Origin of the sequence: Sphingomonas sp. (genome assembly GCF_004799495.1) — a bacterium.
Lineage (GTDB): Bacteria > Pseudomonadota > Alphaproteobacteria > Sphingomonadales > Sphingomonadaceae > Sphingomonas.
In genome coordinates, this window is sequence record NZ_SSMY01000008.1 from 341,877 (window position 1) to 359,599 (window position 17,723).

The window sequence follows — 17,723 nt, forward strand, 5'->3', positions numbered from 1 at the left end:
GTCTCCCGTGTCTGCCACGCCTCTGCTACCAAGCGGCGATGCGTGCCCGCAACCCGCTCTATGTCATGGCCAAGCCGCCGCCCGACGTGGCTGCACGGGTCGCTGCGTTGCCGCGCAACGATTCCGGGCGCGGGCCGGAATTGCTCCACGTCACGCTGATGAAGCTGTTCGACCTGTACCGGGCACCACCCGACTGGCTGCCGCAAGTGATCGCCGCGCTCGACCGCTTCGAGGGCGTCGCGTTCCCGCTCCGCTTCGACCGGATCGAGAACCGCAAGGCGGTGACGCTGCGCACGCGCGACCCGCTGGCGGAGGCGCGCGCGTTCCAGGCGAGCCTCGTCCGCCACCTCGTCGAGCACCGCGCGCCGATGATGCTCGGCACCACGCCAGAGCCGCATCTGACGATCAACTACGCCGGCGACCGCCTGCGCGGCGCGAAGACGCCACCGGTCGGCTGGACGGTCGACGAAATCCTGCTGGTCGAAAGCCAGGTCGGCAAGGCGACGCATATCGTGCACGGCCGCTGGCCGTTGCGCACAACGGAGGCATGACCACGATGACCTATGCCCGCGACGCGGTTCCGCCGTTCTATCACGGCACGCGCGCCGATCTGGCCGTCGGGGACCTGCTCGTGGCCGGCTTCGCGTCGAATTATCAGGAGCGGGCGCTGTCGTGGATCTACTTTTCGGGTGGGCTGGACGCGGCGATCTGGGGCGCTGAACTGGCGCAAGGCGTGGGGCGCGAGCGTATCTATATCATCGAGCCGACCGGCGCGTTCGAGGACGACCCCAACCTCACCGACCAGAAATTCCCCGGCAACCCGACCCGGGCCTATCGCTCGCGCGCGCCGCTGCGCATCACCGGCGAAGTCGCGGAATGGGAGGGGCATTCGCCCGAACGGCTGCGGGAGATGAAGGATTTCCTCGCCCGGCTCGCCGCGGAGGGCGACATGCGGATCGTCGACTAGCTGCCTCGTCGCGTCGCTAGATGCTGAAATCCCCGCTCTGCAACGACGTCCCGCCCAGCCCGAGCAGATAGATCGCCATGTCGGCCACGCCGTCGCCGTTGACGTCGACCTGCACCATCAGGTCGGCGCCCGCGGTTTCGTACCGGATTTCCGCCGCGCCGGTGTGATGGAACGCCTGGGTGTCGATATAGCTGAAGCCCTGGATGCCCGGCGTGGTGGGATCGGTATCGAACGAGAGGAACCCGAGCTTGTCGGTCCCGCTGACGAAATCGGTGATCCGGTCGGCGGCTGCGCCCAGCCCGGAGTTGGCGACCGCCTGATAGCGGAACGTGTCGGCGCCGGCGCCGCCGGTCAGCATGTCCGCCCCCGCGCCGCCCGATATCTTGTCGTCGCCGCCGCCGCCGTTGATGAAATCGGCCATCTGCCCGCCGCGAATCTGGTCCGAGCCATTGCCGCCGTTGATCGTGTTGACCGACCCGAGCACCCCTTTGACGATGTCCGAGACGGCGGCGGTGTTGACCGTCACCCCCACGCTCGACCCGCCGCCCGTGACGAGTTGCTGCAGGTACAATTCGCTGTCGCTCGCGCCCATGTTGATGGTGAGCGCGCCGGTGCCGCTAAGCGTGCTGGTCGGGGCGAAGGCGCCGTTGAACTGCGTTTCGGACATGGCGACCGCTGCGCCGCCGCTGAGTTGCAGTGCCTCGAACCCCGTCATCGTCGAGGTGACCGTGCCCGAGGCGCCGAACGCCAGAATATCCACGCCCGTGCCGCCGTCGAGCACCGCGTCGCCGACCTGCGCGAACAATATGTCGTTGCCGTCGTAGCCGTAGAGCAGGTCGGCGCCGCCGTTGCCGGTCAGATGATTGTCCGCGCTGTTGCCGACGATCGTGTCCGCCCCACTCCCGCCGATCGCATTCTCGATCACCGTTCCGCGCGCGATCGACACGTTGCCGACACGGCTGCCGATGTTGGAGAAGGTTTCGGGGTTGAGGTTGATCACCTGGTTCTGGCTGAACCCCGAATAATCGAGCGTGTCGTTCCCGCCATTGTCGTAGACCGTATAGCTGTCGGTGGGGAACTGCGTCGCGTCGTAGACCGCCTGGCCGGAGGTGTTGTTGAACCCATAGGTCGTGTCGCCGGTGCGCGTGGTGGTTGCGGTGCCATAGAGGTTGGCGATTGCGATCCCGTCGGCGACCATCGGGGTCAGCACGAATTCCTGCGTGAAGCCCTGTTGCTGGAAATAGGTGTTATCGGTCTGGCTGAAATACGACATCACCGTCGTCGCCCAGGCATCGTTGAGGTAGAGCGAGTCCGACGCGTAGCTCGCATTGCCGTTGTAGTTGCCGGCATGGCCGAGCCCCGAGCGCGTGGCCCGTCTCGTGGATGTAGGTCTGGAACGAATAGGTGTTGAGCCCGGTACCGTAATCGGTCAGCCATTGGGTCGAGACGTTGACGTTCGCGGATGTGGTGATCCCGTTCGAATAGGAGGCGGTGGCGAAGGCGCCGTCCTGATTATCGTCGTACACGATCTGGCCACCGGTAGTGACTTCGGTGAAATTGATCCCAGTCACGTCGGTCCATTCGGACAGCGCGGCGCGCGCCAGCGTCTGCCCCGCCGCTGTCAGCGCCTGGACGTTGAAGGTGATCGAGCCGCCGGGCGATACCGCGAAATGGTGGCTCGGCCCGCCCCAGTAACCGTTGGTCAGCTGGTTCGCGATCTGGTCGTACGTATAGAGGGTGGGGGTCGGCGTGGTGAACGCGGTCAGGTTGAACGCGCCGGTCCCGGTGTTGTAGGCCGAGACGTCGAGATAATAGGTGCCGGTAGTCGTCGCGGTGTAGCGGACCGCCGAGAACGACGCTTCGCCGGCATCGTCGTTGCTGACGATCTGCGTCCCGCTCGCGTCGCGCAACGTCAGGATCGTGTCGGTCGTGGTCGCCGCGGTCGTCCCGCCGGTGCGGAAGATATAGGTCTGCCCGGCGGTCAGGTTGATGCGGTACCAGTCGTGATCGCCGCTGGTGTTGATATTGCCGTCGATGCTGCCGTTGAGCGCTAGCGTCGCGGTGGTCGCGGTGGACCCGGCGACCGAATCGGCACCGGCCGGCAGAACCGGCGCGATCGACAGGTGAAAGGTCCCGGTCGACTCGTCGTTGTACGTTCCGGCATCAACGTAAAAGGTGCCGGTGGTGCTCGGCGTGTAGCTGATCAGCGAGAAGGAGCCGTCGCCCGAATCGTCGTCGGACGTGAGCAGCGTGCCGCTCGCGTCGCGCAAGTTGAGATACGTGTCGACGCCGGTCGCGTTGTACGACGAGGTGTGGATCGTATAGGTCGTGCCCGCGGTCAGCGTGACGCCGTACCAGTCGTGATCGCCGAGCGTGTCGATGACGACATCCACGCTCGATCCCATCGCGATCGTCGCGGTGGTCGACGTGCCGCCGGGCACGGTATCGGCCTGGGTCGGGTCGACCGGGGCGACGTTCGCGTCCGGTTTCTCGATCGGCTGATATTGCATGGCCTTGCCGAAGCCCTGGCTCTCGTCCGCGACCACCGCGACGTTGGACGGGTCGTTATCCTCGAAGGAATGCAGGTCGAAAGCGCGTCCGGTGCCCAGCATCAGCTATCCCCTTCAAAACGCAACGCAATGGACTCGCGGCGCGGCCGGGCGAGTTAGCCACAAATCGGGTAGTGCGGCAATTGCTTCACGGGCCCTTGCGCAACGCCGTAGCGACGTTGGCGGCCAGCCTGTCGACATCGCGCACGCCGAAGCCGCGGTCCGACACCGCCAGGTTGACTTCGACCGGCGCGCTCGCCTTGCCGGCGCGCGTTCGCGTGACGACTGCGGTGGCGACGCCGTTGGGCAGGAATTTGAGGTCGACCGACACCGACTCGCCCGAAGCGAGGCCCGCGGCGACGGCGGCGGAGAAACGCGCGCAGATCGCCTCGGGCGTCATCGCCGGCACGAACAGTTTCGCGCCCGTCGCCCGACAGCGCACCTGCGTTTGCGGCGGTCGCTGGTAACCCTCCATCATCCCCTCCGCTGGGGTGCCCGCGAAGCCGAGCCCGATCGCGGCAAACCCCGCCAGCAGCGCTTTGATCGACATGGCCCGACGATAGGATCGGGCGCGCGGCGTGTCGATCCTAACCCTCGCCGCGCATCGCGTAGCGGATCTGGTCGAGCAACGGCTTGAACAAATACGACAGGATCGAGCGGTCGTTGGTCTGGACGAACACTTCGGCCGGCATGCCCGCCTTGAGCACGACCTGCGGCGCCTTCGCCAGCGCCTGCGCGTCGATCCGCACCTTGATCCGGTAGAAGCTCGCGCCGCTCTTCTGGTCGGTGGCGAGATCGGGCGAGACGAAGATCAGCGTGCCCGGGAAATCGGGCGTGGTCTGGCGGTTGAGCCCGGAGAAGGTGATCCGCGCCGCCTGGCCGTTGCGGACCTGGTCGATGTCCTGCGGGCGCACGCGCGCGTCGACGATCAGGTTGTCGCGGTCGGGGACGATCTGCATGATCGGCTGGTTGGGCGGCACCGCGCTGCCGACGGTCAGGAATGCGACCTTGTCGATGGTCCCCGATTGCGGCGCGCGGATCACGCTGCGGTCGAACGTGTCGCTGGTCGTCGCGACGCGGACCTGCTGGTCGTTGAGCAGGCCGACCACTTCGGCGAGCTGAGTCGCCGCATCGCTGCGCATCTGCTTGTCGACGTTGAGGATCTGCTCCTCGGCTTCCGAAATGCGCGCGCGCGCCTCGGCGATGTTCGATTGGAGCGCGGCTTTGCTTCCGCGCATCTGCACCGCGGTGCGCTCCATTTCGTTGAGCCGGTTGATCGTGACGAGCTGCTTGTCGTGGAGCTTGCGTAGGCCCGCGAGCTCGGGCTCGACCAGCACCATCTGCTGGTCGAGCGCGGCGATCTGCGCGTTGTACGACCCGATCTGGTCCTGATATTGCCGCACGCGCTGGTTGAGCAGCGCGACCGTGCCGGTGCGCTCGTGCTGGCGCAATGCGAACAGGCGCTGTTCGCGCAGCATCGCGTCGCGCGCGGTGGCGTCGGTGCTGCGGGTCAGTTCAGGCGGGAACAGAATCGACGGCGCGCCGTCGCGCTCGGCCTCGAGCCGGGCCCGCCGCGCGCGCAATTGCTCGAGGCCCAGCGCGGCCGATTCGGTGGCGACCGACGCCACGCCGACGTCGAACTTCATCAGCACCTGGCCCTTGGCGACATGGTCGCCGTCGCGCACCAGCATCGCCGTCAGGGTGCCGCCGGTCGGGTGCGCGATCGTCTTGACGCTCGATTCGACCGCGACCTCGCCCGACCCGACGACCGCGCCGCCGATCTGGAACAACGCGGCCAATCCGAAGAAGCCGAACACCAGCACCCCGATCAGGATGAACGCGCGGCGCGTGCGGAGGCGCAGCCGCTCGGCACCGGGATCGGGCTCGGCGTCGGGCCAGTAGCTGTGGAGGGGCGTGTGCGCGTTCATGCGCCGGCTCGCTTGATCGGAGTCATGTTACCCTGTCCGCCCGGCGGGGCGAGCTTGGCCAGCACTTCGTCGCGCGGGCCGAACGCCTGCATCTGGCCGCCGCGCATCACCAGCAACAGGTCGGCGACGCCCAGGATCTCGCGGCGGTGCGCGACCAGCAGGACGATCCCGCCGCGCTGCTTCACCCCCATCACCGCGCGCGCCAGCGCCGCTTCGCCTTCGGGATCGAGGTTCGAATTGGGCTCGTCGAGCACGACCAGGAACGGGTCGCCGTAGAGCGCGCGGGCGAGCGCGATGCGCTGGCGTTGCCCGGCCGACAGCGTCGATCCGTCCTCGCCGACGGCGTAATCGTACCCTCCGGGCAGCGCGACGATGATATCGTGCGCGCCCGCGGCCTTGGCGGCGGCGATGACGGCTTCCGACGTCGCGCCGACTTCGAACCGCGCGATATTCTCTGCGATCGTGCCCGCGAACAGCTCGACCGATTGCGGCAGATAGCCGAGATAGCGGCCGAGCGTTTCCGGATCCCATTGCTGGATCGACGCGCCGTCGAGCCGGACCCCGCCTGCCGACGGCTTCCATACGCCGACCACGCCGCGCACCAGCGACGACTTGCCCGATGCGCTCGCGCCGATGATGCCGACGACTTTCCCGGCCTCGACCTGGAACGCGACCCCGGCGATCGTGTTGCGTTGCGCGCCGGGAGGCGCGAGCGAGAGCTGCTCGACCGACAGGACGCGCTCGGGCGCGGGCAGTTCGGTACGGTCGGGGTCGACCATCGGGACTTGCCGGAACAGATTGTCGAGCCGGCCCCAGCTCTGCCGCGCCGCGACGAAATTCTTCCAGTTGGCGATCGCCGAATCGACCGGCGCCATCGCGCGGCCCGACAGGATCGAGCTCGCGAAGATGATCCCCGCGGTGGCCTTGCCGTCGATCACCAGGATCGCGCCGACGGTCAGCACCAGCGACTGCAGGAACATCCGCGACACCTTGCTGATCCCGCCCAAGGTCGCAATCGTGTCCGACAGCGTCGCCTGCTGGTCGAGATACTGGTGATGGACGCGGCGCCATTGCAGCATCAGCCGGTCGCGCATGCCGAGCGCGGTGATCACCTCGGCATGGCGCCATTGCCGGTCGCCGAGCACGCGGCGCTGCGCGGCGGCGCTATTGACCTTGGCGACGTGCTTCGCGCTCACGCGCTCGGCGACCCAGGTCAGCGCGGCGAGCGCGATCATCCCGACCAGCGTCACCACGCCGAGCCAATAGTGCACCAGCGTCAGGATCAGGAGAAAGAAGAAGATCCACGGCAGGTCGATCAGTGCCGGCGGGCCGGGGCTGGCGAGGAACGAGCGCAACTGGTCGAGGTCGCGGGTCGGGCTGATCTGTTCGCGCGCCTCGGGGCGTTCGAGCGCGATTCGCGCCTCGATCATCTGCACGCGCCCCGACAGCGAGCGGTCGAGCGACGAGGCGACATCGGCCAGCATCTTCGACCGCATCACGTCGAACAGGCCGTAAAAGATATAGGCGACCGCGATCATCGCGAAGATGCTGAACAGCGTCGACAGGCTCTGCGACGGCAGCACGCGGTCGTACACCATCATCAAATAGAGCGATCCGGCGATCGTCAGCAGGTTTACCATCGCCGAGAGCGCGACGATGCCGCCCAGCCCTCCGCGCAGTCGCCCGAGCGCGACGAGGATTTCCGAATCCTTCCGGTTGCCCAGCCGTGCCATCGTGACGCTCTACCCCAAAACCGGCACGCCCCATAGCGGTACGCGCGGTGGAATCCAATGGCTTGATTTCAGGGCGTTTCGTTACGGCACCGTCAGGCCGGGTGTGGGAAATCCGCGTCGCTGGCGGCGATGATCTTTCTGGCGGCGTCGGCGTCTTCCTCTTCCACCAGGATACCGGCCATCCGCCGTCCCCCCATGGCGCCGCCAAACGGCAACGGAAACGCGGCGATGCCGTCCGCCTGTAACCGGCCGATGATGATGTCGGCGAGCATAAGGTCGAACTGGCCGATTTCGACTGTCGCCATGCGAATCAGACCGCCGTGCCGCCGACGGTCAGCCCTTCGAGCAGCAAGGTCGGCTGGCCCACGCCCGCCGGGACGCTCTGCCCGCCCTTGCCGCACATGCCGACGCCTTCGTCGAGCGCGAAGTCGTTGCCGATGCCCGTGACCTTGGTGAGGCTGGTCGGCCCGTCGCCGATCAGCGTCGCGCCCTTGATCGGCGCGCCGAGCTGGCCGTCCTCGATCAGATAGGCCTCGGTGCAGCTGAACACGAACTTGCCGCTGACGATGTCGACCTGCCCGCCGCCGAACGACTTGGCGAAGATGCCGCGCTTCACGCGCGCCATCAGCTCGGCGGGGTCGTCCTTGCCGCCCTTCATGAAGGTGTTGGTCATGCGCGGCATCGGCGCGTGCGCGAACGATTCGCGTCGGCCGTTGCCGGTCGGCGCGACCCCCATCAGCCGCGCGTTCAAGCGGTCCTGCATATACCCTTTGAGGATGCCATCCTCGATCAGCACCGTCTCGGCGGTCGGCGTGCCCTCGTCGTCGATCGACAGCGACCCGCGGCGGTCGGCGATCGATCCGTCGTCCACCACCGTCACGCCGGGCGCGGCGACTCGCTCGCCGATCCGGCCCGAGAAAGCCGACGTGCCCTTGCGGTTGAAATCGCCCTCGAGCCCGTGTCCGATTGCCTCGTGCAGCAGGATGCCGGGCCAGCCGTTGCCGAGCAGCACGGTCATCTCGCCCGCGGGGGCGGCGACCGAGTCGAGGTTGACCAAGGCTTGCGCCAGCGCCTCGTCGATCGCGCGGTTCCACGTCGCTTCCTCGAACAGCGAGCCATAGAGGTAGCGCCCGCCGAGCCCGAAATTGCCGGTCTCGCGGCGTCCATTGCTCTCGACCACGATCGAGACATTGAGCCGCACCAGCGGCCGCACGTCGGTCGCGACGAAGCCGTCGGGGCGGACGATCTCGACGACGTTCCAGCTGCCCGACAGACTCACCGACACCTGCGCGACGCGTGGATCGCGGGCGCGCGCGGCGGCGTCGATCGTCTGGCACAGGTTCACCTTGTCGGCGAACGGCACCAGGTCGAGCGGGTCGGTATCGGTGTAGAGGTGCCGGTTGGTGCGCGCGGGGGGCGCCGCCTTGGGACCCGTAGCGGGGTCGATCAGCGCCATCGTCTCGGCAGCGCGCTTGATCGCGTGGGCGCTGATCTCGTTGGCATGCGCGAACGCCGTCGTCTCGCCCGACACCGCGCGCAGCCCGAACCCCGAATGCGTGTCGTAGCTCGCGGTCTTCAGCCGCCCGTCGTCGAATCCGAACGCTTCGGAGCGCGCATATTGCAGGTACAGCTCGCCGTCATCGGCCTTGCCGAGTGCGGCGGCGGTCAGCGCCTGCGCCTCGTCCGGCGAGAGCTGGTCGCGGTAGAGGAACTGGCGGGGATCGGTCGGGCTGGTCATGCCCGCCGATATAGGCGGTTCAGACGCTCGCGCCAGCCGGATGATCGGGCAACTGGCTCTGGTCCGCCCCATCCGCCGCACCACCGATCAGCACGAAGCGCCGGTCGCAATAGCCGCAATCGACATAGCCCGCTTCGTCGATCTGCAGGAACACGCGCGGGTGGCCGAGCGCCGCGCCGCCGGGAATGTCGGTGGCCCCGTCACAGGCGACGCGGGGCTGGGAAACGCGGACGAGTTCGGGCGGGGGCAGCATGGCCGGGGGCGATAGCAAGCGGCGCGGCGCTTGCCAACGACCGAGCGACATCGCACACCGCGCTGCATGATCGCGTTTCGTATCGCCGCCGCGGCCCTGATCGCCGCCAGTCCCGCTCTCGCGCAGACGTCGGCCAAGGCGCCCGCCAAAAAGCCGCCGGCGAAAACGGCGCCCGCCGCCAAGCCGGCTGCCGCCAAGCCCAAGCCAAAGCCCGCGCCGATCGACATTCAGCCGCTCAGCCATGCCGAGAAGGACGGGTTCAGCGTGCTCCAGACCGCGGTACCCGACGCCACCAGGTTCATCGCCGACTGGAAGCTGGGGGCAGGCGGCAAGAGTGCGACGACCAGGACGATCGCCGACAGGCCGCTCTTCACCTTCCTGATCTTTCGCGGGTGCAAGGCGAACGCGGAGGGTAATTGCGATGTCGTCGCCGATTTCGTGATCCACCGCCCCGACGGCACGATCAACGACGAGAACAAGGGGGTGACGGTGTGGAACAAGGCCGCACCGAGCGACCCGAAGAAGCCCTATATCGGTGACGGCGCACTGGGGTACGGCGTCGACGACGAGGGACCGTTCGGCGAGTATCGCGTCGTCGCGACCGTCACCGACCGAGTCGCCGGGGTAACGCTCACCACTGAACAGACGCTGACAATCGCGCCGGCCAAAGCTACCGCGCCGGCCAAAGCCGCGAAGCCTTACCCGGCCGCGTCCGACCCCGCGACCCCGGCCCCGGCCGATCCCGCGCCATCCACGCCGGCCGAGCCGCCCGCGAAGTGACTTGCGTCGCTCGCGCGCGCGCCTAAGTCCGCAGCCATGACCGACGCCGCGATCTCGATCGACCAGTTGTGCAAGACCTATCAGGGCGGCAAGGTCGCGCTCGATAACGTGTCGTTCGAGGTGCCGCGCGGCAGCATCTTCGGGCTGCTCGGCCCGAACGGCGCGGGCAAGTCGACGCTGATCAACATCCTTGCGGGGTTGGTCAACAAGACCAGCGGGCACGCCTCGATCTGGGGCTTCGACATCGACGACCATCCCAGGAACGCCAAGGCGTCGATCGGCATCGTCAATCAGGAAATCCTGTTCGACCCGTTCTTCACGCCGGTCGAGACGCTCGAGATCCAGGCCGGCCTCTACGGCGTGCCCAAGGCTAGGCGCCGCTCGATGGAATTGCTCCGCGCGGTGCATTTGGAGGACAAGGCGACGGCCTATGCGCGCACCCTGTCGGGGGGCATGAAACGCCGGCTGATGGTGGCGAAGGCGATGGTCCATTCGCCGCCCGTGCTGGTGCTCGACGAGCCGACCGCCGGCGTCGATATCGAGCTGCGCCAGCAACTCTGGGCCTATGTGCGCCAACTCAACGATCAGGGCGTGACGGTGGTGCTGACGACGCACTATCTCGAAGAAGCCGAGCAACTCTGCGACCGCATCGCGATCATCAACCACGGCCGCGTGATCGCCAACGAGCCGACCCGCGAGCTCGTCGGGATGGCGCAGGAAAAGGTCGTCGCGATCACCGTCGACCGCGACATGGCTGCGGTGCCGTCGGCGAGCTGTTTCCAGAAGGTCGAGCTGAAGGGCGAGCGCGTGCTCGAAATCACCTATCGCAAGGATCAGGCGAACGCGGGGCAGGTGCTCGATGCGGTCCAGCGCGACGGCTACGGCATCGTCGACGTGTCGACCAAGGAACCCGACCTGGAGGACGTGTTTCTCAATTTGACGCGGGCGTCTAATGGCTAGGCAGTCTTCCGCCGAGCTTACCGGAATGACGGCTAACGAGCGTTTCTCCGCACTTGGCCTACTCGAAGCTTTTGATCGAGCCGCGCGGGCACGTGACCGCGATGCGATGATTGCGATCTACCGTGCCGCCGAGGCCGAGAATCCCGAATTCTGCGTCGATTTGATCCTCACTAACCCCGAAAGCTATGGCTACTAGCGGCGCATGGCTCATACCTCCGACATTCTGATCATCGGCTCGGGCGCCGCCGGGCTCACCGCCGCGCTCAACCTCGCCGAGCGGTTCAAGGTGACGGTGCTCGCCAAGGGCGGCCTCGCCGAGGGGTCGACGGCTCACGCGCAGGGCGGAATCGCGGCGGTGCTCGAACCGGGCGACACGTTCGAAAGCCATATCGAGGACACGATGATCGCCGGGGCGGGCTTGAACGACCGTCGCACCGTCGAATTCGTGGTCGAAGGGGCGCCGCGCGCGATCGAGCGGCTGATCGAACTCGGCGTGCCGTTCAACAAGGAGGCGGGCGACCTGCATCTGACGCGTGAGGGCGGGCACAGCCACCGGCGGATCGTCCATGTCAACGACGCGACCGGCTGGGCGGTGCAGGAAGCGCTGCTCGGCGCGGCGCGCGCGCACGCCAACATCACGTTGGTGCCCGATCATGTCGTGGTCGACCTCGCCACGTCGAAGCACGAGCAACGCTATTCGGGTGCGGGCAACGTGTGGGGCGTGTACGCGGTCAACCGCGCCACGGGCCGCGTGGAGCTGTTCACCGCCAACGCGACGATCCTGGCGACGGGCGGGGCGGGGCGGACGTACCAGTTCTCGACAGCACCGCGCGGCGCGACGGGGGACGGGATCGCGATGGCGTGGCGCGCGGGGTGCCGCATCTCCAACATGGAGTTCATGCAGTTCCACCCGACCTGCCTCTACAACCTGACGGTCAAGAACTTCCTGATCACGGAAGCCGTGCGCGGTGAGGGCGGACGGCTGATCAACCCCAAGACCGGGCACCGCTTCATGCCCGATTACGATGAGCGGGCCGAGCTCGCCCCGCGCGATATCGTCGCGCGCGCGATCGACGCGGAGATCAAGCGTGACGGGCTCGATTACGTCCATCTCGACATCAGCCACATGGGCGCGGAGTTCGTCGCGCACCATTTTCCGACGATCCACGAGAAATTGCTCGGGCTCGGGATCGACATGACCAAGGAGCCGATCCCGGTGGTGCCGGCGCAGCATTACACCTGCGGCGGCATCGTGATCGATCTCGACGGGCGGACCGATTTGCCGGGGCTCTACGCGGCCGGCGAGTGCACGCAGTCGGGGCTGCATGGTGCCAACCGGCTGGCGTCGAACTCGCTGCTCGAATGCTTCGTCTTCGGCGAAGCCTGCGCACGGCACATCAACGCGCATTGGGACGACCTGCCACCGCCGCCGCCGATCCGGCCGTGGGACGAAAGCCGCGTGACCGATTCGGACGAGGAAGTGGTGATCCAGCAGAACTGGACCGAGATCCGCCGCTTCATGTGGAATTACGTCGGGATCGTCCGCACCACCAAACGGCTCGAACGCGCCGCGCACCGCATCAAGATGCTGACCGGTGAGGTCGGCGATTATTACGGCCATTTCCGCGTGACGCCCGACCTGATCGAGCTCAGGAACCTGCTTCAGACCGCCGATCTGATCGTCCGCTCCGCGCTCCACCGTCACGAGTCGCGCGGGCTGCACTACACGCTCGATTACCCCGAAACGCTGCCGGTCGCGGTCGACACGATCCTCGTTCCCTGAATCGGTTAACCTTTCCAGATGGTTGGGTTGCTCGTTCCGCCGCTTTTCAGGCGCGGTTCATCGCGCGCGCGTAAATTGGGGATTCCTCAACCACGCCGGGCGATACAGTGTTGCGCGGTCAAGCGGTCGGGGGCGCAGTGAGTATGCCAGTGCAGCGTATCGGAACGATCATGTCGGGCGCGATGGCCGGATTGGCGATCGCGGGTTGCGCATCGGACAGCCGGTCGAGCCGCGTCGCGCGTGTCGCGCCGCCGCCGGTCGTCTACGCTGCGCCGCGCCCGATCGTCCAGCCGCTGCCGCCGGTGCGCAACGTCGCGGCGCCCGAAGCTTTGGTCGCGCTGGTCCAGTCGCTGACGCGCGATTTCGGTGGCAAGGTCGGGATCGCGGTCAAGAGCCTCGACGACGACTGGATGGCGACTTCGAACGGCGACCTCAAGCTGCCGCAACAAAGCGTGTCGAAGCTTTGGGTGGCGATGACCGTGCTCGACGCGCGCGACCAGGGCAAGCTCACGCTCGACGACCCGATCACGGTCAGACGCGAAGATCTGACGCTGTTCCACCAGCCGATCGCGGCGCTGGTCAAGGATGCCGGCTATACCACGACGGTGGGCGAACTGCTCCAGCGCGCGCTGACGCAAAGCGACAACACCGCCAACGACCGGTTGCTGCAATTTGTCGGCGGGCCGACCGCGGTGCGCGCGTTCCTGGCGAAGAAGGCGATCGCCGACATCCGCTTCGGCCCCGGCGAGCGCGCGTTGCAAAGCCTGACCGCGGGACTCGATTGGAAGCCCGAATATTCGCGCGGCAATGCGTTCGAACTGGCACGCTCGCGCATTCCGGCCTCGACCCGGATGGACGCGTTCGAGCGCTACATCGCCGATCCGGTCGACGGCGCCGCGCCGCGCGCGATCGCGACCGCGCTCGCCCGGCTGAAGCGCGGCGAACTGCTGTCGCCGTCCTCGACGCAATATCTGATCGGCACGATGGAATCGTCGCGCACCGGCAAGCAACGCATGCGCGGCGCGGTGCCCGAGGGCTGGACGTTCGGGCACAAGACCGGGACCGGGCAGAATTTCGGCGGGCGGACCGCGGGATATAACGACGTCGGCTTCCTGATCGCTCCGAACGGCAAGGCGTTCACGATCGCGGTGATGATCGGCGACACCGACAAGACGATCGCCGAGCGTCAGGCGCTCATGCAGGCGGTCGTGCTCGGCGTGGTGACCAACTACCGCTGGTAGCCGGGCCGGCGGCTGGCTGCCGCCATTTGCGACAATCGCGGGCTTTGTCACGGGCGTCGGCTGGGCTATCTCCGCTCGCACGATGCCCCATCTCTACCTCGTCGACGGCTCCGGCTACATCTTCCGCGCCTATCACCAGCTGCCGCCGCTGACCAACCGGCATGGGGTACCGGCGGGCGCGGTCTATGGCTATACCGCGATGCTGTGGAAGCTCGCCGACGCGCTCGACAAGGCGGATGGGCCGACGCACCTCGCGGTGGTGCTCGACAAGGGCAGCCACACCTTCCGCAACGACCTCTACGACAAGTACAAGGCGCAGCGCCCGCCGCCGCCCGAGGATTTGATCCCGCAATTCCCGCTGATCCGCGAAGCGACGCGCGCCTTCTCGTTGCCGTGTATCGAGGAGGAAGGGTTCGAGGCCGACGACATCATCGCGACTTACACCTGCCGCGCGGTCGAGGCGGGATGGGACGTGACGATCGTCAGCTCGGACAAGGATTTGGCGCAGCTTATTGCCCTGTCGAAGGACGGTGGGCCGACCGTCGACATGCTCGACACGATGAAGAACGAGCGGCGCGGGCCGGGGTACGTCCAGGACAAGTTCGGCGTGCGCCCCGACCAGCTCGGCGATGTGCTCGCGCTGATGGGCGATACCGTCGATAACGTCCCCGGTGTGCCGGGGATCGGGCCCAAGACCGCGGCGAAGCTGATCTGCGAGTTCGAGACGCTTCAGCGCGTGCTCGACGCAGCGCCGAACATGAAGCCATCGAAGATGCGCGACAATCTGATCGAGCATCGCGAGATGGCGCTGCTCTCGCGCAAGCTGGTCGAGTTGCATTGCGACACCGCGGTCCCGCACAGCCTCGACGAGCTCAAGCTCGACGGCATCCCGCCCGAGCCGCTGCGCAATTTCCTCGAGGATCAGGGCTTCAAGACGCTCCTCTCGCGCATGGCCGCGCACGCGCCGGGGCGGGAGACCGCCGATCCGGTCGCCGCGGCGGTCGCGCTGGCGGGGAACGAGACGCCCGATTTCGTCGATCTGCCGCCGATCGACTGCAACGGCTACGAGACCGTGACCACCGTCGATCAGCTCGCGGCATGGGTCGCCGAGAGCCATGCCAGCGGCACGATCGCGATCGACACCGAGACGGACTCGCTCGACAGCGTCGCGGCGAACCTGGTCGGCATCTGCCTCGCGACGAAGCCGGGACGCGCCTGCTACATCCCGATCGGGCACAAGAGCAGCGACGACATGTTCGGCGAGGTCCCGCCGCAATTGTCGCTCGGCGAGGTCGTGCGGTTGCTCGGTCCGCTGTTCGTCGATCCCGGCGTGCTCAAGATCGGGCACAACATCAAATACGACCTCAACGTGCTGATCCGCCACGGCCTCCCCGTCGCGCCGATCGACGACACGATGGTGATGAGCTTCGACCTCGACGCCGGGCAGAGCCTCGCCGGGCACGGCATGGACGAGGTCGCGCACGCGGTGCTCGAACATAGCTGCATCGCGTTCAAGGACGTGACGGGGACGGGCAAGAAGGCGATCAGCTTCGCGCAAGTGCCGCTTCCCCAGGCGACGCAGTACGGCGGCGAGGACGCCGACGTGACGTGGCGGTTGTGGACTCGGTTCAAGCCGCGGCTCGCCTACGAAGGCGCGACGCGCGTGTACGAAATGGTCGACCGGCCGATCATCCCGGTCGTGGCCGCGATGGAGCGCGCGGGGATCAAGGTCGACCGCGACCAGCTCTCGCGCCTCTCCAGCCAGTTCGCGCAGGAAATGGCGCGGCTGGAGGAAGCAATCCAGGCCGAGGCCGGGCAGCCGTTCCAGATCGGATCGACCCAGCAATTGGGCGCGATCCTGTTCGACAAGATGGGGCTGAAGGGCGGCAAGAAAGGCAAGTCGGGCGCCTATTCGACCGACGTCACCGTGCTCGAAAAGATGAAGGCGGAAGGCGTCGCGATCGCGGGCCTCGTGCTCGACTGGCGCCAGGTGGCGAAACTCAAATCGACCTATACCGACGCGCTCCAGCAACAGATCGACCGCAACACCGGCCGCGTCCACACCAGCTATTCGCTGACCGGGGCGCAGACCGGACGGCTCGCCTCGACCGACCCCAATTTGCAGAACATCCCGATCCGCACCGAGGCCGGGCGGCAGATCCGCGACGCGTTCGTCGCCGAGCCGGGCAATGTGATCCTGGCCGCCGACTATTCGCAGATCGAGCTGCGGCTGGCGGCGCACATGGCCGACGTTCCCGCCTTGCGCGACGCGTTCCTGCGCGGCGAGGACATCCACGCGGCGACCGCGAACGAATTGTTCGGCGAGGTCAATCGCGACACGCGCGGCCGCGCCAAGACGATCAATTTCGCGATCCTCTACGGCATTTCGCGCTGGGGGCTGGCGCAGCGGCTGGAGATCGACCCGGAAGAGGCGCAGGCGATGATCGCGCGTTACTTCGAGCGCTTCCCCGGCATCTCGGCGTACATCAACGAAACGCTCGAGGGCGTCCGCCAGCGCGGCTATACCCAGACGCTGTTCGGCCGGAAAACATGGTTCCCGCAAATCCGCGCCCCGATCCAGCACGTGCGCCAAGGGGCGGAGCGCGCCGCGATCAACGCGCCGATTCAGGGGACGAGCGCCGACATCATCAAACGCGCGATGGCTCGGATGGGGCCCGCGTTGGAGACGGCGGGGCTGACCGGCACGCGGATGCTGCTCCAGGTGCACGACGAACTCGTGTTCGAAGTGCCCGAGGCGGAGGTTGCGGCGGCGAAGCCGGTGATCGAGCACGTCATGGCCACCGCCGCCGAGCCCGCGGTGAAGCTCGACGTCCCGCTCGCGATCGAGATCGGCACCGGCCCGAGCTGGGGCGCGGCGCATTGATAAAGCCAGCCGTTTTAATGCTCGCGTTTCTTGCTGCTGCCGCCCCGGCGGCCTTCGTATCTCGTTCCATGACGCTGGCTGAGGCGAGAAAATTATCGCCCCAACAGCTTGCTCAAAGATTGCTCGGCGAAGCGGGCGCGAGTCGGGAATATGTCGAGGCGAGTATATCCGGCAATGGCGGGATCATGATCGGCGCGCCGGGACTCAACTCGATCGACCTTTACGAACGACCGAAGTCGGCGGGATTCGCTGGCCTGTGCCAGGTTGAGGGCGTCCATATCGAATTCTCGACATCGCGTTATGACACCCCGGGCGATCCACCGCACCGCGTGACGGACTTCTGGAAGATGACGCGCTTTGCGATGCTGCAACCAACGGACACGCGTATCGACGATGGCGGCGATGAGCAGCAGGAGCGAAAATGCGCGGCACTGGGGCCAGTCGCGGATCGCACCGATCCCGTTTTCTTCTTCGTCGTGCAGAGCGACAAAGCAGTCGATGCCTATTTCGCCATGCGCGCGCTGGCCAAAGCGCAAATTGCAGCTCCTGCGTTGCGCGATGCGATAAAGTGCAAAAGCTATGATCCCAAGTGGCCTGTTTGTGCGAACCCGGCAGGAGCAATAAGAGAAATTCCGGTCCGCAGGATGGCGGGTATACGCGTCGAACGCTGTGCCGACAATGTGGCGTGGTGCGTTTCCGCGACTTGGGCCAAGTCGCGCGAAGGAAATGAAACCGAGGAAGTAGGGCTGACGATCCATACCGACGCTTCGCGGGTCGATCCTCCGGCCGATTTCAACGTCACTGCCGTCGATCTGGAAGCGGGAACCTCGGTTGACGACTAACGTCCCTTCAGCCCCCTCCGACATCGGCACGCTCGCCAAGGGTGGGCGGACCAACATCGGCGGGT

16 protein-coding genes are annotated in these 17,723 nt (G+C 66.8%); 8 read left to right on the forward strand and 8 right to left on the reverse strand.

Translation table 11 applies throughout. The features are described from left to right. The first annotated feature begins 38 nt into the window (after positions 1-38). On the forward strand, positions 39-551 hold the full coding sequence (locus E7773_RS09640) for a 2'-5' RNA ligase family protein (RefSeq protein ID WP_293990536.1): 513 nt from the start codon (positions 39-41) through the stop codon (positions 549-551). Beyond that, the gene (gene arr / locus E7773_RS09645) at positions 548-967 is read left to right on the forward strand and encodes an NAD(+)--rifampin ADP-ribosyltransferase (RefSeq protein WP_293990538.1); all 420 of its coding nucleotides are present in this window, start codon (positions 548-550) and stop codon (positions 965-967) included. Before E7773_RS09640 ends, arr begins: the two co-directional genes overlap by 4 nt. 16 nt (positions 968-983) lie before the next feature. Here arr and E7773_RS09650 read toward each other — a convergent pair whose 3' ends face one another. From E7773_RS09650 to E7773_RS09685, 8 genes are all read right to left on the reverse strand, one after another. Beyond that, positions 984-2,240: a calcium-binding protein gene (locus E7773_RS09650; RefSeq protein ID WP_293990790.1), complete on the reverse strand. Its 1,257-nt coding sequence runs from the start codon at positions 2,238-2,240 to the stop codon at positions 984-986. Then, complete coding sequence (locus E7773_RS09655; protein ID WP_293990540.1) at positions 2,215-3,579, reverse strand: pre-peptidase C-terminal domain-containing protein; 1,365 nt, start codon at positions 3,577-3,579, stop codon at positions 2,215-2,217. Before E7773_RS09655 ends, E7773_RS09650 begins: the two co-directional genes overlap by 26 nt. Before the next feature lie 85 nt (positions 3,580-3,664). Beyond that, entirely contained in the window at positions 3,665-4,066 is a 402-nt protein-coding gene (locus E7773_RS09660; protein ID WP_293990543.1) for a hypothetical protein, read from the reverse strand. Positions 4,067-4,103: 37 nt separating this feature from the next. After that, positions 4,104-5,444 (reverse strand): HlyD family type I secretion periplasmic adaptor subunit, encoded by a 1,341-nt coding sequence (locus tag E7773_RS09665; RefSeq protein ID WP_293990545.1) that lies wholly within the window; start codon positions 5,442-5,444, stop codon positions 4,104-4,106. Beyond that, the gene (locus E7773_RS09670; RefSeq protein ID WP_293990547.1) at positions 5,441-7,177 is read right to left on the reverse strand and encodes a type I secretion system permease/ATPase; all 1,737 of its coding nucleotides are present in this window, start codon (positions 7,175-7,177) and stop codon (positions 5,441-5,443) included. The genes E7773_RS09665 and E7773_RS09670 overlap by 4 nt, the downstream gene beginning before the upstream one ends. 92 nt (positions 7,178-7,269) lie before the next feature. Next, on the reverse strand, positions 7,270-7,482 hold the full coding sequence (locus E7773_RS09675; RefSeq protein WP_293990549.1) for a hypothetical protein: 213 nt from the start codon (positions 7,480-7,482) through the stop codon (positions 7,270-7,272). Between the two features lie 5 nt (positions 7,483-7,487). Continuing rightward, positions 7,488-8,915, reverse strand: a complete 1,428-nt coding sequence (gene tldD / locus E7773_RS09680; protein ID WP_293990552.1) for a metalloprotease TldD — start codon at positions 8,913-8,915, stop codon at positions 7,488-7,490. Positions 8,916-8,934: 19 nt separating this feature from the next. Further along, positions 8,935-9,168, reverse strand: coding sequence for a zinc-finger domain-containing protein (locus E7773_RS09685; RefSeq protein WP_293990554.1), 234 nt, complete (start codon positions 9,166-9,168; stop codon positions 8,935-8,937). Positions 9,169-9,234: 66 nt separating this feature from the next. On the opposite strand from E7773_RS09685, the gene E7773_RS09690 reads away from it, so the two are divergent. The 6 genes from E7773_RS09690 to E7773_RS09715 all read left to right on the forward strand — a co-directional run bounded on the left by E7773_RS09690 (position 9,235) and on the right by E7773_RS09715 (position 17,658). Next, the gene (locus tag E7773_RS09690) at positions 9,235-9,948 is read left to right on the forward strand and encodes a hypothetical protein (RefSeq protein WP_293990556.1); all 714 of its coding nucleotides are present in this window, start codon (positions 9,235-9,237) and stop codon (positions 9,946-9,948) included. Positions 9,949-9,984: 36 nt separating this feature from the next. Continuing rightward, positions 9,985-10,908, forward strand: coding sequence for an ABC transporter ATP-binding protein (locus E7773_RS09695; protein ID WP_293990558.1), 924 nt, complete (start codon positions 9,985-9,987; stop codon positions 10,906-10,908). Between the two features lie 202 nt (positions 10,909-11,110). After that, positions 11,111-12,691 carry an L-aspartate oxidase gene (nadB, locus tag E7773_RS09700; protein WP_293990560.1) on the forward strand — a complete coding sequence of 527 codons (1,581 nt, stop codon included), beginning with the start codon at positions 11,111-11,113 and terminating at the stop codon, positions 12,689-12,691. A gap of 143 nt (positions 12,692-12,834) precedes the next feature. Continuing rightward, the gene (bla, locus tag E7773_RS09705; RefSeq protein WP_293990562.1) at positions 12,835-13,932 is read left to right on the forward strand and encodes a class A beta-lactamase; all 1,098 of its coding nucleotides are present in this window, start codon (positions 12,835-12,837) and stop codon (positions 13,930-13,932) included. Positions 13,933-14,014: 82 nt separating this feature from the next. Further along, on the forward strand, positions 14,015-16,816 hold the full coding sequence (gene polA / locus E7773_RS09710) for a DNA polymerase I (protein ID WP_293990564.1): 2,802 nt from the start codon (positions 14,015-14,017) through the stop codon (positions 16,814-16,816). Positions 16,817-16,833: 17 nt separating this feature from the next. Then, positions 16,834-17,658: a hypothetical protein gene (locus E7773_RS09715; RefSeq protein WP_293990566.1), complete on the forward strand. Its 825-nt coding sequence runs from the start codon at positions 16,834-16,836 to the stop codon at positions 17,656-17,658. Positions 17,659-17,723: the final 65 nt, after the last annotated feature.